Origin of the sequence: Chitinophaga sp. CB10 (assembly GCA_001870995.2) — a bacterium.
Classification (GTDB): Bacteria; Bacteroidota; Bacteroidia; order Chitinophagales; family Chitinophagaceae; genus Chitinophaga.
Genome location: MLAV02000029.1, coordinates 1 through 22,436, shown reverse-complemented (window position 1 = coordinate 22,436; position 22,436 = coordinate 1). Strand labels below are relative to the sequence as shown.

Below are 22,436 nucleotides of genomic sequence, written 5' to 3'. Positions count from 1 at the left end.
CGCAGGCAAAATTTGCCTGGTACCAAACCTGTAATTAAAACACATGAAACCACACCCTAAACAAGCCGCAACACCGGCAGTGTGGATAACTTTAGTTTGCATACTGGCCGTAATAGGGGGTATATGGTGGTGGGTACAGCAGCCAACTATTGTGCCTGTTCCGGTTGTAAAGGAAGAGGCAGAGAAAAGGATATTATTAACACTGGCCAACGGCGATGTACTGGACCTTTCAGCCCGGCAGCACAAAATCTTTCAATCACAGGATGCGACTATTTACGCATCACCGCAAGGCATTACCTATTCCCCGAAGGGGATAGGGGTTACGAGCTGGAATACCTTATCTGTTCCGGAAGGGCGGATGTATTCCCTGATTCTTGCCGACGGCACTTATGTGCTGCTGAACGGCAAAACCATTGTCAGGTTTAAGTTCATCAATGCCGGCAGGAACAAGCAGTTATTTATGGACGGGGAGGCTTTTTTCCGGCTGTTGCCCGGCGACTCCACGACGCTGACGGTGCACACGCCTGTTACGGACATCAATGCATCGGAGGCTGAATTTTCAGTGAACAGTTACGACCGGGGGCATGTGCGTACGATACTGGCCAGGGGCACGGTAACGTTGACGGACCAACGAACCACGGTGAGCCTGCAACCAGGCACAGAGGGTATCTATAATGCCGATGCGGATTTTAGTATAAGAAATGTTAATTTGCAGTCAGCGCTGCATTGGGCGACGGGATCAGAGGCGCCGCGGCGTGTGAACATTAAGGATTAAAACAACGCTAACATACCCTGAACTTACCGCTATGAAGAAAGGTGCAATTTTTCCTGTACCCAAATTTTATGACAGGTACATCAACCTTGTACCGGATGTGGACCTGAAGGACGCTTTCAAGCTGGCAAACGAGGAGCTGAACAAGTTTGACGTGGCGCGTTATGAGCCGAGGGGCAATTACGCTTATGCTGCGGATAAATGGACGATGAAGGATGTATTTCTGCACATGGCAGATGCGGAGCGTGTGTTTATGTACCGGGCGATGGTGTTTGCCCGGAATGATAAAGGTCCGCTGCCAGGCTTTGACGAAGAAAAATACGCTGCCAATACATTGAACCAGGGCCGTTCCCTTTCCAGCATTGTAGATGAGTTGAAGGCCACCCGTATGGCGAGCGAGGCCATGTTCCTGGGCTTCAACGAAGCGGTGATGCTGCGTACGGGGGTATGCTGGAAGATTGAAACCAGCGTGCTGGCATTAGGGTTTACGTTGATTGGCCACCAGTTGCATCACTTTAAGGTGTTGCGGGAAAAATATTTATAATGGATTTTGTGGAGGCGTATCCCGGGGATACGCCTCTTTTTTTTGCGATGCCTGCTGGTCAGGCATATTTGCTGTGAAGCCTCTTTCCTTGCTGCGGCAAAGCCTTGCCGGTGGCGAAACTAACATTCCGGTTAGTTATTAACAATTGTTGCCGCTCTTCTCTCCCCTGATTTGCCGCCCTAGTTTTGGGTTACAAAATTGAAAAAACTATGAAAAGACTGGAGAACAAGGTAGCCCTGATAACCGGTGGCAGCCGCGGTATGGGCGCTGCTATAGCGGAAAGATTTGCATCGGAGGGCGCAGATGTGGTGATCACTTATTCCAAAAGTTTGGACAGTGCCAATAAGGTGGTGAATAAAGTGAAAGAGCTGGGCCGCAGGGCGCTGGCGATACAGGCGGACAATGCGGTGGCCACGGAGATACAGGCGGCGGTAAAGCAGGCGGCAGCTGAGTTTGGCCGGATTGATATTTTAGTGAACAATGCCGGCGTATTCCAGATGAAGTTACTGGAAGAGTTTACCCTGGAAGATTACGACCATGTGATGGCGGTAAATACCAAGGCTGTATTTGTGGCTACGCAGGCGGCGGTGGCGCATATGCCGGAGGGCGGCAGGGTGATTACCATTGGCAGCAATATGGCGGAGCGGCTGACTACGCCGGGCGGGATTTTATACAGTATGTCCAAATCCGCGTTGCTGGGGTTGAACAAGGGGCTGGCGAGGGACCTGGCGGCGAAAGGCATTACTGCTAATCTCGTACAGCCGGGACCGATAGATACGGATATGAATCCGGCTGACGGGCCGCATGCGGAGGGCATCCGTTCCTACACGGCGCTGGGCCGTTACGGGCAAGCCAGGGAAATTGCGTCGCTGGTGACGTTCCTGGCCAGCCCTGAGAGCAGCTTTATTACCGGCACCGAGCAAACGATTGACGGCGGGTACAATATTTAGATTATTTATTTTTTACCAGCAGGAGGTACCACATTAAGTCGGTATTAGGCGCATCGGTAAAGCCCAGTTGGCGGCCAATGGTCACTGCCTGCCCCCTGTGGTAGGTGCTATGCATCACTACCTGTTGCATCATTTCAAAACGAGGGATGAGGAAGTCGCCCGTGAAAGGGATAGCTACCAGGCAGGTATCTGTCAGCTGAGCTGCCGGCAGGTTTTCCGCATAACGCAGCAATTCCCGGGAGTTTTCTTCCAGGCCGGCGAGTATATCTTCCACGGTACCTTGAAAGCCTTCGGACATAGCGATACCCGGCTTTTCATGCCTCATGTTGGCCAGCCACCAATCCTGGCAGTTCCAGATATGTAATAACGTAGCCTTTATGCTTGGATAGCTGGAGGCTACGTTTTTTTCCAGCAATTCGGGGGATTTGGTACGGAGGAAGTTAACCAGGGTGGTATTAGCCCAGCAGTTGTAACGTACCTGATCGAGGATGTTTGCCGTGAAGGAAGCAGCGGGAGCGTTCATTGGAAGAGTAGCTTGTAACATATTGATTTCGTTTTGTTAATACAAAGTAACAACCGGGGTATGACAACAGTATGTCAGTAGTATTTCACTATTTTTTATTATTTTTTTGCAGGTTTTAAGTTTAATTTTTTACCTTTGTTGTATATACAATAGTTGTTACTGTAATAATGCGATTAGAAGAAGAGTTAAAGCAATCGAAGTTCAAGGACGATTATCAGCGTGCGATGCTGAATATCCTTTTTACATCCGGCTGGGTGGAAGCGGGGATATTGCATACGCTGAAGCCTTATGACCTTTCTTCCCAGCAGTACAATGTGTTGCGTATCCTGAGAGGCAGCAGGCCTAATCCGTTAAATCTGCTGGACATCCAGGAGCGCATGATGGACAGGATGAGCAATGCGACCCGCCTGGTGGAAAAGCTGCGTCAGAAAGGGCTTTTAACGCGGAAGCTCTGTGAGGAGAACCGCAGGAAAGTGGAGATTGAAATTACGGATAAGGGTATGGCTTTGCTGGAGGAATTGGATCCGGTGGTGGAGGCTAACAACAAGCGGATTTTCCAGCATTTGAGCAAGGAGGAAGCGTTTCAGCTGAACCAGTTGCTGGATAAGCTGAGAGGGTGAGCTGGAACAACCCGGCTATTTTTTTGGCCAAACTGTTGTATATACAATAAACGTAACCACGTTTGTAAAACAAAGCAGCCGGACGGTACGTTTTATTGATCCGGGCTGGGTTCGCGAACAGCATATACCGCGAAGGATTGGAGAGAGCGCAGAATGGCCTTCCCGCAAGCGAACCGCTGTTATTGGAGTAAACAAAGCAGCGTAGTTTAGTAACATTGCGCTGCTCATTACAATAATACATCAGGATATCTAACTAAATTTTTAAAATAAACTACAACTCACAGATCATGAAAAAAGTTTTCTTTCTCGCCGCCATGTTGCTCGCAGGTGCATCTTCTTTTGCGCAGGTAAAATGGGCTGCTGATCCGGCACACTCACAGATAGGTTTCAGCGTAAATCACCTGGGCATCAACTATGTAAACGGTAAATTCGACAAATTCACCGGCACTGTTGAAACCGCTGACAGCACCAGCTTCCAGAACGCCCAAATAGCATTCACCGCCGATGTAAACAGCATCAATACCGGTGTTGCGCAACGCGATGGCCACCTGAAAACAGACGACTTTTTCAATGCCGCTGAATATCCTTCCATTACCGTAAAAAGTATTTCCTTCAAAAAAATCACCGGCAACAAATACGTGATGCTGGCTGATGTTACAATCCGTAACACTACGAAACGTGTACCCTTCGACGTTACTTACAATGGTATTGTAAAAGATCCATGGGGCATGAGAAGAGCAGGTTTCACCGCAAAAGCAACTGTAAACAGGCTGGACTTCGGCGTAAAGTATGCGGATAAATTACCTTCCGGCGTTTATGCCGTATCTCCTACTGTAGATGTTCTGGTGAACGTAGAGGTGGTAAAACAATAATACAACCAGGTAATAAATAAAGCGAGGCTGTATCATTCACTTGATACAGCCTCGCTTATTATGTTGTATATCTTACCTGGTGGGACTATCATGGCTTTCCAAACATCTCGGCCGGGGACTCTCCTGATTCCGTCCGCCTTATTTTTTCTTCTTCTTTTTCTTCTTCGCCTCCTCCATTTCCTTGTTATGCTGTTCCAGCAGTAATTGCCAGTTATCGTTGGGGATATCTTCGGAGAAGCTGATGGTTTCCCGGTAATCGTCTTTACTGATGGTCATTTCCGTGATGGGCTTCCCGATGAACTGCTGGATTTCGTCCAGGAGGGGCTTTTCTTCGGGGCTCACGAAGGAAACCGCTTTACCTTTCTGCACGCCGCGGCCGGTACGGCCCACGCGGTGAACGTAGTTTTCACGAACGTCCGGCAGGTCATAATTCACTACATAGTCCACATTAGGAATATCGATACCACGGGCGTTTACATCGGTGGTCACCAGCACTTTTACGGCGCCGGTCTTAAATTCTTCCATGACGGAGAGGCGATCCCCCTGCTCCTTTCCGCCGTGCATGGCGAGGGCGGTGATACCTACACGGGCCATGGCCGCTACTACCCGCTCTGCGCGTACTTTGGTACGTACGAATACGAGGATTTTATTTTCGGGGAACTCCTTTACCAGCCTTTCCAGAAAAAAGCGTTTATCATCCATGTTTACGTAGGCAACGGAGTGCGTTACGTTTTTGGATACGGGGTCCTGCGGGGAGATTTGGATGCGTATCGGGTTATTCACCACTGAGTAAGCGAGGTCCTTAATGTCTTTATCCAGCGTGGCGCTGAAGAAGAGGGTTTGATGTACCCGCGGGAGGTGCCTGATCACATCGCGGATATCGCGGATGAAGCCAAGGTCCAGCATATGATCCGCCTCATCGAGGATGAGGGTTTGCACGCTGCGGAGGTCTACATGGCCCTGGTTGATCTGATCGAACATACGGCCCGGCGTGGCGATGAGTACGTCCACTCCTTTTTCGAGTATTTTGATCTGGGGCCCCTGGTCCACGCCGCCTACCAGCGCGAGGATGGACAGGTCGGTGTACTGCCCTATCTGCTGGAATACTTCGGCGATTTGGATAGCGAGTTCGCGGGTGGGTACCATGACGAGGCATTTCACCTCGTATTTGCGTTTATCGTATTTATAGCTTTGTTGCAGGAGGCGATGCAGCACAGGAATGGCAAAAGCGGCCGTTTTACCGGTTCCTGTTTGTGCAATGGCCATCACATCGTCCCCCTTGAGGATAGATGGGATGGCCTTAAATTGTATATCGGTAGGGCGTTTGAAGCCCAATTCAGCCAGGCTCTTTTTTATCTCGGACGAAATGTTATACTGTTCGAATTTCATGCGCCAAAGATAAGGAGAAGGCGCGGCATTACTGCGCTTTCACCAGCTGTACTTCCATGTTGAGTTTCACCTCATCGCTGAGTACGAAACCGCCCGCTTCGGTGGTAGCGTTCCAACGCAGGCCGTAATCAGTACGGTGCAGACGGCCTTTGAGGGTAAAGCCGGCTTTTTCCTGACCCCATGGGTCTTTCATTACACCGCCGTGTTCCACTTCCAGTTCAATCGGGTGCGTCTGATCCTTGATGGTCAGGTTACCCAATACCCTATAGTGATTTTGTTTGTCTTCCAGTTTTTTAACTTTGGTAGATACGAAGCTGATCTTAGGGAAATGTGTTGCATCGAAGAATTCACCGTTTTTCAGGTGCTCGTCGCGTTGTGCGTTTGAAGTATCAATACTATCAGCCGCTGCTTCGAAAGTTATAGTTGCGTCATGAAAGTCATCACTTTCTGTCTTCACTTCACCTGTAAAGCGGGTAAAATAACCGCTAACATTTGTGATCATCAGGTGTTTTACTTTAAAGCCGATTTCGCTATGCGCTTCGTCAATTTTCCAGGTTGCCATGGTTCTTCTAGTTTTTCTATTAGACTATAAAATTAAGTGTTATAACGTAAATATATTTGGATAAATTACCGGAAACGATGGACGAATTTCCATCCAGTTACCAAAAATAATTCCAAATCAGTGCTGCGGATATGCCTTTCACGATTTCCCACGCCGCTATAGTGGCGCCTTTATATAAGATCAGGGGCCGGTACGCCTCTATGACCGGGTTGATTATTGGCAGTATGGTACCGGATTTCCTTTATTTTTTCCGCTTAAATCCCTATGCGGACGACGGGCACCACCTGCCCGGCATTTTCCTGTATGACCTGCCCCTGGCCATTTTACTGGCTTATGCCTGGCATCACTGGCTGCGTTACCCGGTCATGCGGTATTCCCCCCGGTGGGCGGCTGGCAGGCTAGCCCGATACCGGTATTTCAACTGGCACCGGTATTTTAAACAGCAATTCCTCGTGGTGTTATATTCCGTATTGGCGGGGATAACGACGCATCTGTTCCTGGACGCCTTTACGCATGGTTCCGGTTATTTTGTCGGCCTGATAGGGGCATTGCAGGGATTTTGGGGCCGGTTACCCGCCTGGTACATGCTGCAAATTTTAACATCTGTTTTAGGATTGATCGTCCTTTTCTATTACTTTTTTAAGATACCTGCAAAGCCATCCTTCCAAAGGATTCCTTTCCGGCCTGCCGTGTTGTTTTGGGCGGCGGTGGCCATACTCTCCGTAATTATCCTGTTGGTGAATGAGCGGGTACACTTCATTGCCTGCCAGGGGCTGGATTACCTGGCGGTCATCCTCGGGGGCGTGATGTACGGGCTGTTTGCAGCCGGCGCAATAGACTTTTGGCGTAAGGGTGAAAGCCTTTCAGGGGGCAGGTAGCACCTGGCATAAGGCGCGGAAAGCGGGTGGGTGTAACCGGTGCCGTATGGCGCAACAGCATTAAATCTTCCCCCCCTAAAAAAAACAGAGGGGCCTGCCAAACGATCAATTGATCACTTCAGGTTATTGACCAGGGGACCGGGGGCCTGGCCCTGCTGGCGGTCCATATGCCGTTTGCCCCATGCGCGGAGGTACTCCCAGACCGGCTGCAACTCCATGGCGCTTTCCGTTAAGGAATATTCCACGCGCGCCGGCACTTCGGGGTACACTGTGCGGGTCACGAGTCCGTCCTGCTCCATTTCCCGCAGATGCAGGGTCAGCATGCGGTCTGTTACGTTGCCGATACTATCCCGTAAGGCGCTGAAGCGCATGGGACCATTTTTCAGCTGGTAGAAAACAGAGAGCTTCCAGCGGGTGCCGATCATATCCATGGCGTAAGCCTCGGAACATCTTGCGATTATGATCTCTTTATTGATGTGGTTCGTGGAGGTCTTTTTTATACTCGCCATATGCCTGCTTACATTTTTTGTTCCTTACAATCCGCCGCAGTATTGAATTTGCGGGTTAGGTAGCGTTACCTTTGTTTTACAAATTTAAACCTTTCGAGCCATGAATACATCCATCCGCGCCGTTATAAGTTTGCAGCAGGTGGAATATGGCGCATTGTCGCATTGATCGCTTATATTGCTGTCACTAACAGTACTATCTATGATCAAGATTATGGCTATTTCAGGCAGCACCAGGCAGCACTCCACCAATCACCAGCTGATTGCGGCTATTAAGGAGCGGTATGCAACCCAGGCGGAGATTACCTTGTTTGAAGGTTTGACGGAGCTTCCGCATTTCAACCCTGACCTGGACCATGAGCAGCCGCCTGCGGAGGTGGCAGCGTTCCGCGCGCAGCTGCGGGCGGCGGATGCGGTGCTGATTTGCACCCCTGAATATGCTATAGGCGTGCCCGGTAGTTTGAAGAATGCGCTGGACTGGACGGTTTCCAGTATGGAGTTTTCGAAAAAGCCGGTGGGGTTGATTACTGCCGGGACTTCCGGCGTGCATGCCCATAAATCTTTGTTAGGCACCTTACTGATTATTGAGTCGAGGATGAGGGAGGAAATGCAGTTGGTGATACCGGCGGTTAAAACGAAGATTAGCCCGGAAGGTGTGATTACGCATGGGGAAACGCTTACAGCGATCGACCGGCTGATGCATTCGTTGCTGGCGGTGGCAGCGCAGCCCAGGGAAGATGATGCTTACCTGCATCCGCCAGCTTTTCATAAGGCATAAGGCTGCCATATTCTTTTTTAGCGGCTTACTGCTGAACATTTATTGTGTGTAAAATAGTAACGGCAGCCGTGAACGGCTGCCGTCTTGATTCCTGCTGAACAGCAGTTGTTTTTTAGCGGTTAAAAAGATGCCTTCCGCGTACAAGCAGTTTATTTCTTCTTCTTTTTACAGAGATAACCTGCTGATGTTGCTCTCCGGTTTGCCGGAAGTTGGTATAGGCATCGAACACCAGGGCAGGCGTGATAATGCCGATTTGGGTATTATCTGCCGCGTTGAGTACGGGAAGGCTTTCAAGTTTGTATTCGCTCATGAGCGCTACTGCTACATGCAGTGGAGTGTCAGGATAAACATAAATGGCTGTGTCCTTTGCTTCTTCTTCTTCCTGACGTGCAGCTGCCATTACTTCACCGGCTTTGAGTCGCTGCAGGATATCCGGTTCGTATGCATCCGGCGTGGCAACGCCACGGCGTTGAATTTTTTCTGTCATAATAGTGCCCTTCATCATAAAGAATGAAACGAAGAAGGACGCGGTACATGCGCCGAGTAAAGGCAGCAGGCCGTGTGGCTGCATGGTTACTTCGAACGCGAAGATCACGGCGGTGAGCAGCGCCCTGGCTGCGCCGGCGAACATGGCGGCCATACCGATGAGTGCGCAGGTAGGGAGGTTGATCTGGCTGTTGGGCGCCAGTTGCATTACCAACATCCCTATCAATACGCCGGTAGCGCCGCCGATGGTGAGCAACGGGGCGAGGGTACCGCCGCTGGTGCCGCTGCCCAGGGAGATTGACCAGGAAAGGAACTTCATGAAACAGAGGCCCAGCACCATTTGCAAGGGGAGGTTGCCGCTGAGGAGGTCCGTGATATTATTATACCCTACGCCGAGTGTATAAGGCGCAAAATAACCTACGACACCGATGGCAATGGCGCCGATGGCGGGCCACCACATCCAGTGGACAGGTAGTTTTTCAAACATATCTTCGATGAGGTAGATGCTTTTGGATACCAGTGCTGCCAATACGCCAATGACAGCGCCGATGCCGATGTACCATGCCAGGGCGGCAGGGGTGGGCGCTGCCAGTTCAGGCATCGGGAATACGGGCCCGGAGCCGAACATAGCGATGTGCATGGCGGTGCCGGTGGCGCATGCCAGGGCAACGGGGATGATGGTTTTAGGACTGAATTCGAACAACAGGAGTTCGATTGCCAGCAGCACGGCGGCTACGGGCGTCCCGAAGATGGCGGCCATACCGGAGGTGGCGCCGGCGGTGAGCATGATTTTACGTTCGTTGGGAGATATCTTCATGATCTGGCCGGCGAATGAGCCGAAAGCGCCGCCGGTGGAGATGATGGGACCTTCCGCGCCGAACGGGCCACCCGTACCGATGGAGATCGCGGCGGACAAGGGTTTGAGTATGGTGATCACCGGTTTGATTTTACTTTCGTTGGTGAGTACCTGCTCCATGGCTTCGGGGATACCGTGGCCGCGGATGGCGGCGGATCCGAGTCGCGCCATGATACCAATGATTACAGCGCCGATGATGGGGATAACGATCACCCATAAACCGAGCTGGTTATGAGCGGGGCTGGCTTCTGCGAAGGAAAATTTTCCGTAGAAGGAGAAGTTGGTAATCAGGTTGATCAGCGCCACCAATCCTTTGGCGATGAAGCCAATGATGACTGCGTTGATCACTACCTGCACACATACATAAAACAATCTTACTGATACTGCGTTTCCTGTAGTTTTTTTGAGGTCATAGGCTGATTTATCCAGTGAAGGGGCAATAAATACTGCCTGCTTCCTATTTTTGTGGCTCATTATAGCGTATTTTTGTGCAAAAATATTGCCTTGGCAATATTTAAACAAGATTAATTATCACTTTTAATGATTTTTTTATTGCCCAGGCAATAAATTTTATATGTAACTCATGGATTTACATCAACATTGTTTCCTTTGCCAGCACAGTTTGGCCGAATGGCAGGCGGCTATTGCCACGAACGCCACCATCCGGCATTTCAGGAAGAACGAGGTCATTTTTCATGAAAAGGAGGCGGTAAAAGGGGTTTATTTTATGCATTCCGGCCGGGTGAAGGTGCATAAGAAGTGGGGAGATGACAACAAGGACCTGATTGTGAAGTTCGCCGCTGCGGGGGATATACTGGGGCACAGGGGTTTGGGGGAAGATCATTATTACCCTGTAACGGCTACGGCTATTGAGGATGTGGAGGCCTGTTTTATTACATCGGAGTTTTTCCACACGACTTTATTGGTAAACCATGAGCTGGCCTATCAAATGGTGCTGTTTTACGGCAATGAGCTGCAACGTGCGGAGCAGGGCATGCGGGACATGGTGCATATGAGCGCCAAAAGCAGGATGGCGAATGCGTTGATCAGGCTTTCGAAGATATTCGGCACTTCCGTGCATGGCACTATCCAAAGTACGCTGAGCAGGCAGGAAATTGCATCTTTTGCCGGCACTACTTATGAAACGTTGTTTAAGATACTTAATGAGTGGGTGGATGAAGGGATTGTTGCCGTTTCAGGGAAAGAAATAACTATCCGGGATGAAAAGCGCCTGCGAAAGCTCATTGAATAATGAGTTATTTTTGCAGGATGGAATACATCAATTGTGTAGGACTCATTGCACTGGAAAACAGGAAACTATTACTCGCTTTTAGTCGCAACAAACAAGCCTGGTACCTGCCCGGCGGCAAGGTAGATCCGGGGGAAACCAATCTGCAGGCCATCCGGCGTGAAATTAAAGAAGAGCTTAACCTCGAACTTACTCCCGAGCAATTGCAGGAGTATTATTACATAGAAGCGCCTGCCTTTGGCGAAGTCAATAAGTTGATGAAGCAGCATACCTATTTGTGTCAACTGACAGCCACTCCACGGCCTACGGCGGAAATTGAAGCCATCCGGTTTTTTAGTCCTGCTGACTACAGCGGGGAGCAGCACCAGGTGCCTGGCGTGCTGGCGGCGTTTCGTAAATTACAGGCAGATGGGTTAATTGATTGATACCGGATACTATGAAAAAAAGGATACTTAGTTTATTACTGTTGCTGCTAGCGGGAGGCGGATTATATGCGCAGGAGGAAGCCGGCAGGGCGGCGGGAGATATGGCGGTTGCATTGGCCGTACCGGATACGGTTACGCTGCCGCTTAGTGCTACTGACACCACTATTTTATACCGGATCAATGGCACTTATTTGCGCAGCATTTGGGATGACGCCAAATACACTGTTGCCAGGCCGTTTCACTGGGAACGTAAAAACTTCGTACAGGCGGGAGCGTTAGTTGGCTTAACGGGGGTTTTGCTGGCGAGCGATTATGAAATAAAGCAGGTGTTTATACACAATCAAACCAACTTCTGGACCAGCGTGACGGACCAGATAGAACCTTTCGGGAATGCTTATGCGCCTTATATTGTAGCGGGTATGTATGTGGCGGGCGTGATCACCAAAGACCGCAAGCTGGAAAGCGGCGGGCTGATGGCAGCAAAATCGTTGTTGATATCTACGGCTATTTATACGGTTATTAAGAGCGTGGTGAGAAGAGGGCGCCCGACGTATTACGACAGTCCGTTCAACTTTAACGCGCCGTTCAGCGGCGACAAGCAGCATACCTCTTTCCCTTCCGGGCATAGCAACACGGTGATGACGGTAGCTACGGCCATTGCGGAATTATACGGCAAGGATCATCCGTGGGTGCCGTGGGTGGCGTATAGCATTGCGGGTTTGACGGGGGTTACGCGGCTGTATGAGAACCGGCACTGGAGCAGCGATGTGTTGATCGGGATGTCGTTAGGGCATTTTGTAACGAAGAGCGTGTTCCGGCATCACCGGGAGTTGGAGCGGAAGAAGGCGATGCAGTTGCTGTTGCGATAGTGAATACTTTATAACAAGAAAAAAGCCTTACAGTGTGGACTGTAAGGCTTTTTTTAAGTCGGGGTGGCAGGATTCGAACCCTTATCATAGCTTAATTCCATTTATTATATTTCAATCTGATTATTAGGTATTTATAAAAATTAATTCTTAACTTTACCTACCTTTACAAAGGTGAAATATGGTAATATTAAGCATTTCTGTCCGAAATATGTCCGAGAAATATGAAAGTGAATTTTTATTTAGATAAGCCGTATAATCCCAACGTTGCCCCTGAAAAGACCAAGCAGGAACTAGCCAAGGTTGGAGGAAAAAAGAAAAACCTTGCACAGAAGTTCTGGAATCCATCCCCGACTGCGCTGTATCTTTTCTTTTCGCCGGATAAGTCCTGCAGGATAAAATACAGAACCAACTACAAGATACTGCCCAAGAACTGGGACTTTGAAAAGGAGCGGATGAAGCCAAGTGTCAGCGGTGCATTGGAGTTCAATGTCGAACTGAACAACCTTGCAAACTGTTGTACAAGGGAAGCAATGCGCAAAAAAGACACAAACCAGTTTCTTTCCAAAGAGGATTATAAACAGATTGTACAGGACTGTATTGACAGGGACAATGCCGTCAATAGCGAAATATCCATTTCCCACCTGAAAACCCAGTTCCTTTCCTACAAATCCAATTTTGTCAAAGAGGGTACGTTAAAAGAATACCGGACAGTCTTTAAGGGATTGGAGGATTTTGAGAAGCAAAAGGGAACAAAACTGATCCTTAGGGAAATGGACGGTAAATTTCTCGATCAGTTTGAGGTATTTCTAAGCAAGAAAAAGAACACGAACGATGATGATAAGACAGGCTTGCTGAATGATACCATACACAAGTACATATCCACTTTAAAGGTATTTCTAAAGTGGTGCAACGACAATGATTATTTGGTGCATCCCGATGTTTTTAAGACACAGAAAACAAATTTTAAAAAGAAAGCATATAACGAAATCATTGCGCTGTCTGAAAAGGAAATTGAAAAGATACTGAACCATGATCTTTCGGACAAGCCCAGTCTGGAAAGGGTACGGGATCTGTTCTGTCTATTGTGCTACACAGGGCAGAGGTTTGAGGATCTGATCAACTTTGACGAAAAAGACATCAAGAACAATGCTTGGGACTTTATTTCGATCAAGGTCAAGAAAAGGGTAATCGTACCTTTCGAGGGATACATCGCCCCCGCAAAGGATATTCTGGAGCGTATCGGCTACAAAGTACCCAAGATATCGAACCAGAAGTTCAATGAATATATTAAAACGGTCGGAAAACTGGCAGGGCTGAACGAAACCATAAAGATAACGAGATATTCGGGCAAGCAAAAACTGGTGATAGAAAAAAAGAAGTACGATTTTCTATCGAGCCATGTCGGCAGGCGGTCAATGGTCACAAACCTATTGAGCAGGAACGTACCGATCACGCTTGTACAGAAACTAACGGCACATTCCGATATACGGACTTTAATGAAATACGAATCGGCAAGCACTGATTCGTTAATCGATGCACTAAATAAATTTTGAGTTATGGACGAAAAATACTTTAAGTTGAGAAAAACATGGAGAAAACGAAAGAACAGATTTGATATAGGACCGTTGTTCAATATGAATCCTATCCACATTTCGGGGTATTTTGTCATGCGGATATTTAACATAACCGAACAGGAATATATCCCTTTCTATCAACACCATAAAAAGTACTACCTCGCATGTAACCCTGACGGCAATGAAGAATCGTTTTTAGCAAAAGTACTGGAAATTGTCGATAAGGACAGGAAATCACGGGAAACGTTATACTACTACAATACACGATCTAAGACAAGGATACACAAATTGACCAGATTTCGGGAAGCCCTTAAAGAGGTGGACAGATGGGGTCTGACGGTGACCAACGAAGAACGTTTACGGCAGTCCGTCTCCTATGTGCAGGAAATAATGAACTGGCAGAATACCAACGACACAAAATCCGTATTGTCCAAATTACTGTTTGACGAGAGGGGTTCTGACCAGTTTTTTATAGAATATCAGCGGATCATTGAGCAGAAAAATAAATTGGAGGTGCTTTTGGAAAAAGAACAGTCAACCGTAAAGGATTTGCAGAATCAATTGAAAAATGTTGCTCCGGAATATAGGATTGCAATTTTGAACGGAGACCAAAAACTATTAATTGACCTTTTCATGCAATTGAAAGACTTAAAAGTTCCCAGAACAAATAGTAATTTCCTATCGGCAAAGCCTGAATTATGGGCAAGATTGATCCATAACTATTTCACATTGTCTCACACAAACAGCAAAGAAGACAACCGTCAACTACTTAGCTACGATACGATACTTGATTACTTTAAGGACAACTTAGGAAAAGAGATGCTCAAATCAAAAAACAGGAGTAAATACTTCAATATTAAAGAATCTGATAGAATATATACGTAAAACACATACGTCTGTTTTTCAGTAATTTGCAAATCAAAAATCCCCTCAAAATTAATTTTGAGGGGATTTTTGATTTGTGTACTTCCCAACTTTGCCCATGTTAACTCACTCGAAGAAAGTGGCCACGACTTCGACATTCTTACATTGATAAACATGAGCAAAGTATGATTTTACTCGACCAAAAAGCCCTCAAAGACTGCATCAAGGATGCCGTAAGGGAGGAACTGCACCTTTTCATTACAGACGTCAAGAAGACGGCTGACAATCCACAGAAACCACAGACAGCAAAACTATTGACCAAAAAGGAAATGGCGGACGAACTGGATATTTCACTTGTGAGCCTGACCGAATGGATGAAGCAGGGACGTATTCCGTACAGACGTATGGGAAAACGCATTTACTTCAACAAAGAAGACGTTATGGCATCCATGACGAACTTCAACCATAACAGGGGAGGTAAATGATGATGCCGTTCAAGCAGGAGACCGTTGAAGCGTTCGACCGCTCACTGGTCAGGATTACAGATAAATTTTTAGAGCCACCCATCATGATAAAGATATGCAGTTCGGATTCCGTCATCGGGACACTTGGGAATTTCAGTGCCTCTACGGGAAAGGCAAAGAGCAGAAAGACATTCAACGTCATTTCGTTAATCGCATCGGCATTGAGCAGAAAGCAGATATTACAGTACAAGGTGGACGTGCCACGCAACCGCCCCATGGTGCTGTACTGCGATACCGAGCAAGGGAAATACCATTGCCACAGGCTTCTTTCGAGAGTTTATAAACTCAAAGGCTATCCAACGACCGAAGTCCACGAGAACCTGAATTTTATCGCTCTGCGGGAGTACCCTACCAAAGAGCGTATCGACATCATCGAATACGCACTTTTCAAGTACGCAGGCAAGATCGGACTGGTCGTCATTGACGGCATCCGTGACCTTGTCTTTGACATCAACAATGCCACCGAAGCCACCGAAATAACGGGTAAGCTCATGAAATGGTCACAAGAACTCAATGTGCATATCCACGTTGTCCTGCACCTCAACAAAGGCGATGACAATACACGGGGGCATCTGGGAACGGAAATCAACAACAAGGCAGAAACTGTCCTACAGATCAGCAAAAACGATCTGGACGCAAATTCCAGCATCGTATCGCCGAAGTTTATCCGTGACATCGAATTTGAGCCGTTCGCATTCTATATCGAGGACGGTTTGCCCCGACTGGAAGAGAATCTGGAAATGGCAATCCCCAAAGCAAGGAAAGGCTTCGATTATCAGGAACTGTCTGCCGATAATCACCGGGAGGTGTTACAGGCGTTGTTCACTGACGGAGAAATAACGTGTAGTTATGGCGACTTCGTGAGCAAGCTACAGGAGGGGTATTTGGCACATGGGTTCAATTTCGGAACGAACAAGGCAAAACAGCTAAAGACGTTCCTTGAAAACAAAAGGATGATTGTCAAGAACGACAAGACCTATCGGTTCAACCCCGAATTTTATTACTGAAAAACAGGTTTAGTTTAGTCTGCCCCTATATATAGATAGACTAAACTAAACCTCTCTAAAAATCAAGAATATGACATGTGAAGAATTAAAGCGAATACCGCTCATATCCATATTACAGCATTTACAGATTCCGTGTGCCAAGATGAACAGCAGGGAAGCATGGTTTAAGAACCCCTTTAACGGAGGGGATGAACGGACGGCATCGACAAAGGTAGACGTACATCAGAATATATGGTACTCCCCTTCCGAGGGTATCGGTGGGAACAACATTGATTTCCTGATGAAGTTCTTAGGCACGTCCGAACTCGCTAAAGTCTTGGAGTGGGCTGATGAAAGAAAAAATATCCTTTCTTTTCAACAGCAGACCGTTCTGGATAGTCGGCACGCAGTACAGACAGAAAAAGATACGGGCTACACGATACTGTCCGTAAAACCGCTTGAAAACAAAGCATTGCTCGGCTATCTGTCCAATGAGCGTATGATCGACCCCGATATTGCCAGGGCTTTCTGCAAGGAAATCTACTACCGGACGGCAAACGGGCAGACGTATTTTGCCGTATGCTCTGCCAATGATTCGGGAGGGTTTGAACTGCGCAACCCCTATGACAAACGGTCGTTAATGACAAAGGACATCACCACCGTAGACAACGGAAGCGACAGGGTTATGCTGTTCGAGGGATTTATGGACTGGCTTTCTTTTTTGACACTAAGGAAGATTGCAGACCGACCGTTTCCACCTACAGATTATTGCATCCTGAACACCACCGCCCACCTGAAAAGGTCATTCCCGTTTTTGGAACGGCACAAAACTATCGTCAGTTATCTGGACACTGACGAGTCGGGAACAAAGGCTTACAGGGACTTGGAAATCCGCTTTGGAAAAACCCACGGCCTCAAAAACGGGATACAGGAACTACAGCACAGGAACAGTATGATAAAAGACGTGAACGATTATCTGGTGCATGGTCTATCCGACACCAAAATCGAAAATCGCCATACTGGCAGAAAATTATCGAATAGGTAGGAAGCAAGGTTGTGTTTTGGTGACCCCAAAACCTATTCGCTCCCGATGGTCACGGCTAAAAGAACAAACAAAATGAAAGACACAAAGAAGAAAGGCGGAAGACCCGCACTCGAAAATAAAAAGAAGTTCAGGATCAATGTCCGCTTTGATGAAACGGAACATAACAGAGTTCTGCAGAACGCAGAGACCGCAGGTATGAGCAAATCGGAATGGGTGCGCAAAAGTGCTATCCTGAGAAAGATAGTACCAAGGTTTACCGAGCAGCAGCTGAAAGCGTTCAGAGCAATCGCAGGAGCTTCCAAGAATCTCAATCAGCTAACTAAAAAAGCCCACCAGACAGGATTGCTCGACGTGGTAACGGAGTGCCGGAATACGATCAGCCATATCAACCACTGTATCGATAAACTGTTGCACCATGATAGCGAAGATAATTGAGGGGCGATCATTCGGCGGATGTGTGGGATATGTATTAAAGAAAGACAGCAAGATTATTCATGCAAATGGATTGCGGACGGATTCGGCAAAGACCATTGTACAGGACTTTAATTTTCAGCGGATGCTGAACCCCAGATTGGGCAAAGCCGTAGGACACATTATACTATCGTGGAATACAGCAGATAAGAATATGCTGAACAACGATATCATGGTATCATCTGCTAAACGCTACCTCTCCAAAATGGGGATCAGGGATACCCAGTACCTGATGGTTCGCCATTTCGACCGTCAGCACGATCATATCCATATCATTTACAATCGGGTGAACGATCAGGGCAAGACCATATCCAACAGCAATCAGCGGTATAAGAGTTTTAAGGCCTGCAAGGAAATCAATGCCCTGTATGGTTTTAAGCAGTCCGAGGGGAAGCAGAACGTCAACAGGGGAAGGCTCAAAGGAAATGACAGGACAAGATACCAGATTTACGATACCGTGAAGGCGGGCATTCGCAACAGCAAGAACTGGAACGAACTACAAAGCTTTCTCCGCTACAGAGGTATGGAAATGCAGTTCAAGTACAGATCTGGTTCAGATGAGGTTCAGGGTATTTCATTTAGCAAAAACGGACAGACATTTCGGGGATCAGCCATTGACCGCTCATTGAGCTATGGACAGATCGACAGGGCTTTAAATGGAATAGATAACGCTATGGAACAAACCCATCGAATGGAAAGCAATGTTTCGACAAACCGGTCTATGGACACAAATATCGGGGAGGCCATAGGTTACTTAACATCCGCTCTGTTTTCGATCCCTGAAATTGCACCGGAGCAGGAAGATCCATTTATCAAAAAAAGAAAAAAGAAAGAAAACTACAGGCTAAAACGTTAAGAATATGCGCACCGAATTAGAAAACTTACAGCAACAGGTGAACACCTTAGAGGAGAATACAGACCTTATTACACAGGACATCGTACGGATCATGCCGACAATTGTATCCCTGCTTTCCGAAAACGAGAAGAATATGAAGGAATTTCATGATACACGCGCAAAGGATCAGGAACTGTTACGCCAGATACAGACTTTTATGAAGCGTGAAAATGATGTACTGTCAAGGATCGTTAAGGATTATGGCTCCTTGCAGAATCTGGCTGTTCAGATTGCCGATGCTACAGGGCAAGAGGTCAACAGATTGGTTGATAAGGAAAAAGAAATTGCTTCAAAACTCGCTGAAATCCCTGATCAGTTCAATGTAAAACATCATTATGGGATTGATCTAAAGTCCACGCCAGTGGTCATTGTAATGATATTATTGTCAATCCTCATCTCAGTGGGTTTAGGAACTATATATGAGAAAAACAAACAATTGAACAATAGAAAATCGTATGAGATGCGCTATCGTATGATGGAATTGGATCTACCCAATGTTACATTTCATATCGATTCAACCTACTCTCTTGATCCTGATAAATTCCATGATTTGGTGATTAAAAGAGAAGAGGAAAATAAATTATTAAACAGTATATATCGAAAACGTCAGGAGATTAAAGATTTAAGAAATACTGAATAACGGGAAACGCATTGGCGAAGTGGCGGATAAAATTGGACGAAACATTCAATTTAGCAGTAACGTAGCCGATGTGTTTTCACAGAAGCTAAATTAGTTAAAAAAGCTGAATGTGAAACACATTCGGCGGCTCAATAATGCAGAAAGTTTCAATTTTGCACTTCACCCGCCCTTTTGCCAAGCCTATGTTACCAGCAGCCCTTTTTCTGTCGGTTACTTTTCGTCTGTCGGTATGTTACGAAGAATTTTGTAGTCAATATAGAATGTCCCGAATGGAACGAAACAAGCAACAAGAACTTTCCAAGTTGTTTCTTTAAATTTCCAATTTTGTTCAACGCCTACACGCAAAGCATTAAATGCAAAGAGCAAAAATAAGGCACCGTGGATGGGGCCAAGCGATTTTGACAAGCTGGGAACATCCCAAAAATGCTTCAAGGGTACGGCAATAAAAACCAAGACCAGTAATGATATGCCTTCTAAGATGGCAAGGATTCGTAAACGTCCGATAGATGTAGTGAAAAGTTTTTTCATCATTAAAATATTCTGAAATTAGGTCTGCCTGATAAGGGTGAAAACGGCCAGGGAATGGCTACGAAAATGAGGATTAAGCCAATGGTAAACCAAACAAGCATTGTCTTAAATTTCTTCTTGTCCGTTTGCTGTCGCTTTGCCTTTGCCGAGCCGATAGTTACCAGCACAATAGCCGTTAGCATTAAAATAATATGAATTAAACCATAAAAAGTCAGCTCTAAGTTTTGAAAACTACTTTCCTTTTCCTTCCAAAAATATTTGACTATCGGACTCTGCGTATAAAGGATGATGCCAATCATTAGTTGAATATGGGCAACCGTAGCCGTCCAGTGGCGAAAAGCATTGTCCGTTTTGGAAAAAGGCTTGTCGTTCAAATAACCAACAAATGCTCTGTAAATAGAATACAACAAAAAGGCAAGAACAAGCCAGCGAATTAAAGAGTGAAAGACTAATAAAGTTGAATACATTTTATGCCGTAATTGTTTTTTGTTTTCTGAATACGCCCCAAATGGTAGGTGCACCAAAGAAAAACCAAATGGCTAATACTGCGTCGCACACGGCACAACCGGCAGACGAAAGTGGTGCAAAGTGAATGATGGGATCACCATATAGATGATGCATAATGTCCCAGCCTGTATGCATCAGCCAACCAATACCTATGAAATAGTAGTGCTTGAGGGCTTTGAAAGCAACAAATAGCATGGTGGCACCAAATACATATTCCCAGATGCCTAATCCGCCGCTCCAGTAAACTCCGCCTGCACCGGCAATGATGATGGCGTTGATCTTTTGTCGGGATGGTTCTTTTACAAACGACATGATGATGATAAACACGAACCCAATCAGCACCGCAGCTATTGCATTGATGATTGTAAATTCTGGAATGGTGTGATGATGTGTATGCATATTTCTTGTTTTTATGTTTGAATACAAAGATAAAAAAAACATACTAATTAGTATGTTTTTGAAGAAAAAAATGATTTCAAACTGTCTAAATGGATTTTAAGTTACTTTAAATAGGAATGTAAACAGAAGAACGAGCAAAAGTTCAACTATAAGCGCAATCGTCAGAATAACTGGTAACGTATTTTTGAGTTATGGGGTATGTGTATTAATTCCAAATCCCATTCATCTCAGTTAGAATCATCGGTTTACCGTCTGTAACAACGATGGTATGTTCGTGTTGCGCCATAAAACCACCTTTGTTTCCCACCATTGTCCAACCGTCATTTAACTCTGTTGCATAGGTTGAAGTTGTGGTAATAAACGTTTCAATGGCAACCACTGAATTTTTTCTAAACCGTCTTTGGTCAAATCGGTTTTTGTAGTTCATTATTTCATCGGGTTGTTCGTGCAAACCCCTTCCGATGCCGTGTCCACCCAAATTTTTAACGACCTTGAAACCTCTTTTCTTGGCTTCGGTTTCCATGATGTGCCCAACTTCTGAAATCTTAACCCCTCCTTTAATATTACTGATAGCTTTTTGCAGGATTTCTTTGGATGCATCCACCAATTTTTGATGTTGGTAGATGTCTTCTCCAAGCACAAATGAACTACCATTATCCGACCAAAAGCCGTTAAGTTCGGCAGAAACGTCAATGTTTACCAAATCGCCCTCTTTTAATATTCTTTTCTCGGACGGAATGCCGTGGCAAAATTCATTGTTCACACTTATGCAAGTCCATCCCGGAAAGCCATACGTCAGATACGGTGCGGATTTTGCACCGAAATCCGAAAGTATTTTCGCACCAAAGTCGTCTAGTTGCTTTGTAGTGATACCGGGTCTTGCATAGTTCCGCATTTCTTTCAAAGTGTAAGCAACTACCTCGCTTACTTTCTGCATTCCTATTAATTCTTCGTGTTTTGTTATGGACATTTTTATTTAGATTGTTGCGTTTACATTGCAAATGTAATAAATATTAACCTTTATAATCCTTTTTTGCCTTCTAACCAATAGCCATGCAGATATACTTTGCTCTTCGTTGTATCTTTAATAACTTTTCTAAAGGTTTGAGCTGATTTTACATTTCCTGTGAGGATAAACTTGATATGATCTTCATTTTGAAGAGGAAATACGGGCAATTGCTTTATCCATTCCTCGTTTTTAAATAATCCTGTTTTGGGATAAACAATAACCGACTTCAGTCCCAAGATTTCAGGAATTATTAGATTTTCCTCGTCTAATTCAAAAATAAACTGAAATATATGCTTGTTTTGCTTTAATACAGGAGCAAATGATTGTGCCAATCCCAAAGAAGACTCATCTCCAAAAATAATGTATTGCTGAAAGGATGAATCATAATATTTTATCATCGTACTAGGTTTATTTAAAGAGAGTACGTCGCCCGGTTGCAAGGCATTCATATAATCAGCGCCACAACCTTTGCCATGAAGGTGAACGATAAACTCCATACTTTGTGTTTTCCTATCAAAATTTGAAACCGTGTAGCGTCTGGCTTCGGTTTCTGTTACTCTGAAATCAATATATGCACCAACAGTCAATTTTACTTTATCAAAGACTCCGGACATCCTAATTTTCTTTACTGATGGAGATAATGTAGACTTCCCCGAACTTCGGCCATAAGAATTAGAGTTATGAATTGATTCATTAACTTTAATCTTGACCATGA

At 46.1% G+C, this 22,436-nt stretch carries 28 protein-coding genes; 18 read left to right on the top strand and 10 right to left on the bottom strand.

Annotation, left to right across the window (positions count from 1 at the left end):
• Positions 1–43: 43 nt before the first annotated feature.
• From BOC67_RS25120 to BOC67_RS25110, 3 genes are all read left to right on the top strand, one after another.
• On the top strand, positions 44–775 hold the full coding sequence (locus tag BOC67_RS25120; RefSeq protein WP_291914973.1) for a FecR family protein: 732 nt from the start codon (positions 44–46) through the stop codon (positions 773–775).
• Positions 776–806: 31 nt separating this feature from the next.
• Positions 807–1,316: a DinB family protein gene (locus BOC67_RS25115; RefSeq protein WP_291914971.1), complete on the top strand. Its 510-nt coding sequence runs from the start codon at positions 807–809 to the stop codon at positions 1,314–1,316.
• A 209-nt stretch (positions 1,317–1,525) separates the two neighbouring features.
• Entirely contained in the window at positions 1,526–2,266 is a 741-nt protein-coding gene (locus BOC67_RS25110; protein ID WP_291914968.1) for an SDR family NAD(P)-dependent oxidoreductase, read from the top strand.
• A gap of 1 nt (position 2,267) precedes the next feature.
• Here the strand turns inward: BOC67_RS25110 and BOC67_RS25105 are convergent, their stop codons facing one another.
• A complete protein-coding gene (locus BOC67_RS25105; protein WP_291914966.1) occupies positions 2,268–2,810 on the bottom strand; it encodes a DinB family protein in 543 nt (180 codons plus the stop codon).
• A 146-nt stretch (positions 2,811–2,956) separates the two neighbouring features.
• Between BOC67_RS25105 and BOC67_RS25100 the strand changes: the two genes are divergently transcribed.
• Positions 2,957–3,409 carry a MarR family winged helix-turn-helix transcriptional regulator gene (locus BOC67_RS25100; protein ID WP_291914963.1) on the top strand — a complete coding sequence of 151 codons (453 nt, stop codon included), beginning with the start codon at positions 2,957–2,959 and terminating at the stop codon, positions 3,407–3,409.
• A gap of 287 nt (positions 3,410–3,696) precedes the next feature.
• Positions 3,697–4,281, top strand: a complete 585-nt coding sequence (locus BOC67_RS25095; protein ID WP_291914961.1) for a YceI family protein — start codon at positions 3,697–3,699, stop codon at positions 4,279–4,281.
• Between the two features lie 138 nt (positions 4,282–4,419).
• Here the strand turns inward: BOC67_RS25095 and BOC67_RS25090 are convergent, their stop codons facing one another.
• Positions 4,420–5,670 (bottom strand): DEAD/DEAH box helicase, encoded by a 1,251-nt coding sequence (locus BOC67_RS25090; protein WP_291914959.1) that lies wholly within the window; start codon positions 5,668–5,670, stop codon positions 4,420–4,422.
• Between the two features lie 28 nt (positions 5,671–5,698).
• Positions 5,699–6,232, bottom strand: coding sequence for a YceI family protein (locus tag BOC67_RS25085; protein ID WP_291914956.1), 534 nt, complete (start codon positions 6,230–6,232; stop codon positions 5,699–5,701).
• 131 nt (positions 6,233–6,363) lie between these two features.
• Here BOC67_RS25085 and BOC67_RS25080 point away from each other — a divergent pair, with 131 nt between their 5' ends.
• Positions 6,364–7,110 (top strand): DUF4184 family protein, encoded by a 747-nt coding sequence (locus BOC67_RS25080; protein WP_291914954.1) that lies wholly within the window; start codon positions 6,364–6,366, stop codon positions 7,108–7,110.
• Between the two features lie 113 nt (positions 7,111–7,223).
• On the opposite strand, the gene BOC67_RS25075 is transcribed toward BOC67_RS25080, so the two are convergent.
• Entirely contained in the window at positions 7,224–7,619 is a 396-nt protein-coding gene (locus tag BOC67_RS25075) for a helix-turn-helix domain-containing protein (RefSeq protein WP_291914952.1), read from the bottom strand.
• A 199-nt stretch (positions 7,620–7,818) separates the two neighbouring features.
• Between BOC67_RS25075 and BOC67_RS25070 the strand changes: the two genes are divergently transcribed.
• Complete coding sequence (locus tag BOC67_RS25070; protein WP_291914951.1) at positions 7,819–8,394, top strand: NADPH-dependent FMN reductase; 576 nt, start codon at positions 7,819–7,821, stop codon at positions 8,392–8,394.
• Positions 8,395–8,506: 112 nt separating this feature from the next.
• Here the strand turns inward: BOC67_RS25070 and BOC67_RS25065 are convergent, their stop codons facing one another.
• Entirely contained in the window at positions 8,507–10,210 is a 1,704-nt protein-coding gene (locus BOC67_RS25065) for a chloride channel protein (RefSeq protein ID WP_291914950.1), read from the bottom strand.
• A gap of 109 nt (positions 10,211–10,319) precedes the next feature.
• On the opposite strand from BOC67_RS25065, the gene BOC67_RS25060 reads away from it, so the two are divergent.
• The 11 genes from BOC67_RS25060 (at position 10,320) to BOC67_RS25010 (ending at position 19,278) form a co-directional block, all read left to right on the top strand.
• The gene (locus tag BOC67_RS25060) at positions 10,320–10,988 is read left to right on the top strand and encodes a Crp/Fnr family transcriptional regulator (protein WP_291914949.1); all 669 of its coding nucleotides are present in this window, start codon (positions 10,320–10,322) and stop codon (positions 10,986–10,988) included.
• 17 nt (positions 10,989–11,005) lie between these two features.
• Positions 11,006–11,410, top strand: coding sequence for an NUDIX domain-containing protein (locus BOC67_RS25055; protein ID WP_291914947.1), 405 nt, complete (start codon positions 11,006–11,008; stop codon positions 11,408–11,410).
• A gap of 11 nt (positions 11,411–11,421) precedes the next feature.
• Positions 11,422–12,279: a phosphatase PAP2 family protein gene (locus BOC67_RS25050; protein WP_291914946.1), complete on the top strand. Its 858-nt coding sequence runs from the start codon at positions 11,422–11,424 to the stop codon at positions 12,277–12,279.
• Between the two features lie 221 nt (positions 12,280–12,500).
• On the top strand, positions 12,501–13,832 hold the full coding sequence (locus BOC67_RS25045) for a site-specific integrase (RefSeq protein WP_291914945.1): 1,332 nt from the start codon (positions 12,501–12,503) through the stop codon (positions 13,830–13,832).
• A gap of 3 nt (positions 13,833–13,835) precedes the next feature.
• Positions 13,836–14,738: a hypothetical protein gene (locus BOC67_RS25040; RefSeq protein WP_291914944.1), complete on the top strand. Its 903-nt coding sequence runs from the start codon at positions 13,836–13,838 to the stop codon at positions 14,736–14,738.
• A gap of 164 nt (positions 14,739–14,902) precedes the next feature.
• A complete protein-coding gene (locus BOC67_RS25035; RefSeq protein WP_099372537.1) occupies positions 14,903–15,202 on the top strand; it encodes a helix-turn-helix domain-containing protein in 300 nt (99 codons plus the stop codon).
• The gene (locus BOC67_RS25030; protein WP_291914938.1) at positions 15,199–16,248 is read left to right on the top strand and encodes an AAA family ATPase; all 1,050 of its coding nucleotides are present in this window, start codon (positions 15,199–15,201) and stop codon (positions 16,246–16,248) included. Before BOC67_RS25035 ends, BOC67_RS25030 begins: the two co-directional genes overlap by 4 nt.
• 70 nt (positions 16,249–16,318) lie before the next feature.
• Entirely contained in the window at positions 16,319–17,272 is a 954-nt protein-coding gene (locus BOC67_RS25025; protein WP_291914936.1) for a toprim domain-containing protein, read from the top strand.
• Positions 17,273–17,344: 72 nt separating this feature from the next.
• Positions 17,345–17,707 (top strand): plasmid mobilization relaxosome protein MobC, encoded by a 363-nt coding sequence (gene mobC, locus BOC67_RS25020; protein WP_291914934.1) that lies wholly within the window; start codon positions 17,345–17,347, stop codon positions 17,705–17,707.
• Positions 17,688–18,599 carry a relaxase/mobilization nuclease domain-containing protein gene (locus BOC67_RS25015; RefSeq protein WP_291914932.1) on the top strand — a complete coding sequence of 304 codons (912 nt, stop codon included), beginning with the start codon at positions 17,688–17,690 and terminating at the stop codon, positions 18,597–18,599. Before mobC ends, BOC67_RS25015 begins: the two co-directional genes overlap by 20 nt.
• 4 nt (positions 18,600–18,603) lie before the next feature.
• On the top strand, positions 18,604–19,278 hold the full coding sequence (locus BOC67_RS25010; RefSeq protein ID WP_291914930.1) for a hypothetical protein: 675 nt from the start codon (positions 18,604–18,606) through the stop codon (positions 19,276–19,278).
• 210 nt (positions 19,279–19,488) lie between these two features.
• Here the strand turns inward: BOC67_RS25010 and BOC67_RS25005 are convergent, their stop codons facing one another.
• From BOC67_RS25005 to BOC67_RS24985, 5 genes are all read right to left on the bottom strand, one after another.
• The gene (locus BOC67_RS25005; protein ID WP_291914928.1) at positions 19,489–19,809 is read right to left on the bottom strand and encodes a DUF3817 domain-containing protein; all 321 of its coding nucleotides are present in this window, start codon (positions 19,807–19,809) and stop codon (positions 19,489–19,491) included.
• A complete protein-coding gene (locus BOC67_RS25000) occupies positions 19,809–20,273 on the bottom strand; it encodes a hypothetical protein (protein ID WP_291914926.1) in 465 nt (154 codons plus the stop codon). Before BOC67_RS25000 ends, BOC67_RS25005 begins: the two co-directional genes overlap by 1 nt.
• A 1-nt stretch (position 20,274) precedes the next feature.
• Positions 20,275–20,712, bottom strand: coding sequence for a DUF6010 family protein (locus tag BOC67_RS24995; protein ID WP_291914924.1), 438 nt, complete (start codon positions 20,710–20,712; stop codon positions 20,275–20,277).
• A 205-nt stretch (positions 20,713–20,917) separates the two neighbouring features.
• Entirely contained in the window at positions 20,918–21,682 is a 765-nt protein-coding gene (gene map, locus BOC67_RS24990; RefSeq protein ID WP_291914922.1) for a type I methionyl aminopeptidase, read from the bottom strand.
• A gap of 50 nt (positions 21,683–21,732) precedes the next feature.
• Positions 21,733–22,436 (bottom strand): FAD-binding oxidoreductase (locus BOC67_RS24985; RefSeq protein ID WP_291914920.1); only part of this gene is annotated, 704 nt, incomplete at its 5' end.

Coding starts and splice junctions, on each gene's coding strand:
- BOC67_RS25105 (WP_291914966.1), bottom strand. CDS start 2,810: ATGTTACAAGCTACTCTTCCAATGAACGCTCCCGCTGCTTCCTTCACG.
- BOC67_RS25080 (WP_291914954.1), top strand. CDS start 6,364: ATGCCTTTCACGATTTCCCACGCCGCTATAGTGGCGCCTTTATATAAG.
- BOC67_RS25040 (WP_291914944.1), top strand. CDS start 13,836: ATGGACGAAAAATACTTTAAGTTGAGAAAAACATGGAGAAAACGAAAG.
- map (WP_291914922.1), bottom strand. CDS start 21,682: ATGTCCATAACAAAACACGAAGAATTAATAGGAATGCAGAAAGTAAGC.
- BOC67_RS25045 (WP_291914945.1), top strand. CDS start 12,501: ATGAAAGTGAATTTTTATTTAGATAAGCCGTATAATCCCAACGTTGCC.
- BOC67_RS25070 (WP_291914951.1), top strand. CDS start 7,819: ATGATCAAGATTATGGCTATTTCAGGCAGCACCAGGCAGCACTCCACC.
- BOC67_RS25025 (WP_291914936.1), top strand. CDS start 16,319: ATGACATGTGAAGAATTAAAGCGAATACCGCTCATATCCATATTACAG.
- BOC67_RS25120 (WP_291914973.1), top strand. CDS start 44: ATGAAACCACACCCTAAACAAGCCGCAACACCGGCAGTGTGGATAACT.
- BOC67_RS25030 (WP_291914938.1), top strand. CDS start 15,199: ATGATGATGCCGTTCAAGCAGGAGACCGTTGAAGCGTTCGACCGCTCA.
- BOC67_RS25050 (WP_291914946.1), top strand. CDS start 11,422: ATGAAAAAAAGGATACTTAGTTTATTACTGTTGCTGCTAGCGGGAGGC.
- BOC67_RS25090 (WP_291914959.1), bottom strand. CDS start 5,670: ATGAAATTCGAACAGTATAACATTTCGTCCGAGATAAAAAAGAGCCTG.
- BOC67_RS25075 (WP_291914952.1), bottom strand. CDS start 7,619: ATGGCGAGTATAAAAAAGACCTCCACGAACCACATCAATAAAGAGATC.
- BOC67_RS25100 (WP_291914963.1), top strand. CDS start 2,957: ATGCGATTAGAAGAAGAGTTAAAGCAATCGAAGTTCAAGGACGATTAT.
- BOC67_RS25110 (WP_291914968.1), top strand. CDS start 1,526: ATGAAAAGACTGGAGAACAAGGTAGCCCTGATAACCGGTGGCAGCCGC.
- BOC67_RS25010 (WP_291914930.1), top strand. CDS start 18,604: ATGCGCACCGAATTAGAAAACTTACAGCAACAGGTGAACACCTTAGAG.
- BOC67_RS25015 (WP_291914932.1), top strand. CDS start 17,688: ATGATAGCGAAGATAATTGAGGGGCGATCATTCGGCGGATGTGTGGGA.
- mobC (WP_291914934.1), top strand. CDS start 17,345: ATGAAAGACACAAAGAAGAAAGGCGGAAGACCCGCACTCGAAAATAAA.
- BOC67_RS25060 (WP_291914949.1), top strand. CDS start 10,320: ATGGATTTACATCAACATTGTTTCCTTTGCCAGCACAGTTTGGCCGAA.
- BOC67_RS25065 (WP_291914950.1), bottom strand. CDS start 10,210: ATGAGCCACAAAAATAGGAAGCAGGCAGTATTTATTGCCCCTTCACTG.
- BOC67_RS25005 (WP_291914928.1), bottom strand. CDS start 19,809: ATGATGAAAAAACTTTTCACTACATCTATCGGACGTTTACGAATCCTT.
- BOC67_RS24995 (WP_291914924.1), bottom strand. CDS start 20,712: ATGCATACACATCATCACACCATTCCAGAATTTACAATCATCAATGCA.
- BOC67_RS25085 (WP_291914956.1), bottom strand. CDS start 6,232: ATGGCAACCTGGAAAATTGACGAAGCGCATAGCGAAATCGGCTTTAAA.
- BOC67_RS25055 (WP_291914947.1), top strand. CDS start 11,006: ATGGAATACATCAATTGTGTAGGACTCATTGCACTGGAAAACAGGAAA.
- BOC67_RS25115 (WP_291914971.1), top strand. CDS start 807: ATGAAGAAAGGTGCAATTTTTCCTGTACCCAAATTTTATGACAGGTAC.
- BOC67_RS25035 (WP_099372537.1), top strand. CDS start 14,903: ATGATTTTACTCGACCAAAAAGCCCTCAAAGACTGCATCAAGGATGCC.
- BOC67_RS25095 (WP_291914961.1), top strand. CDS start 3,697: ATGAAAAAAGTTTTCTTTCTCGCCGCCATGTTGCTCGCAGGTGCATCT.
- BOC67_RS25000 (WP_291914926.1), bottom strand. CDS start 20,273: ATGTATTCAACTTTATTAGTCTTTCACTCTTTAATTCGCTGGCTTGTT.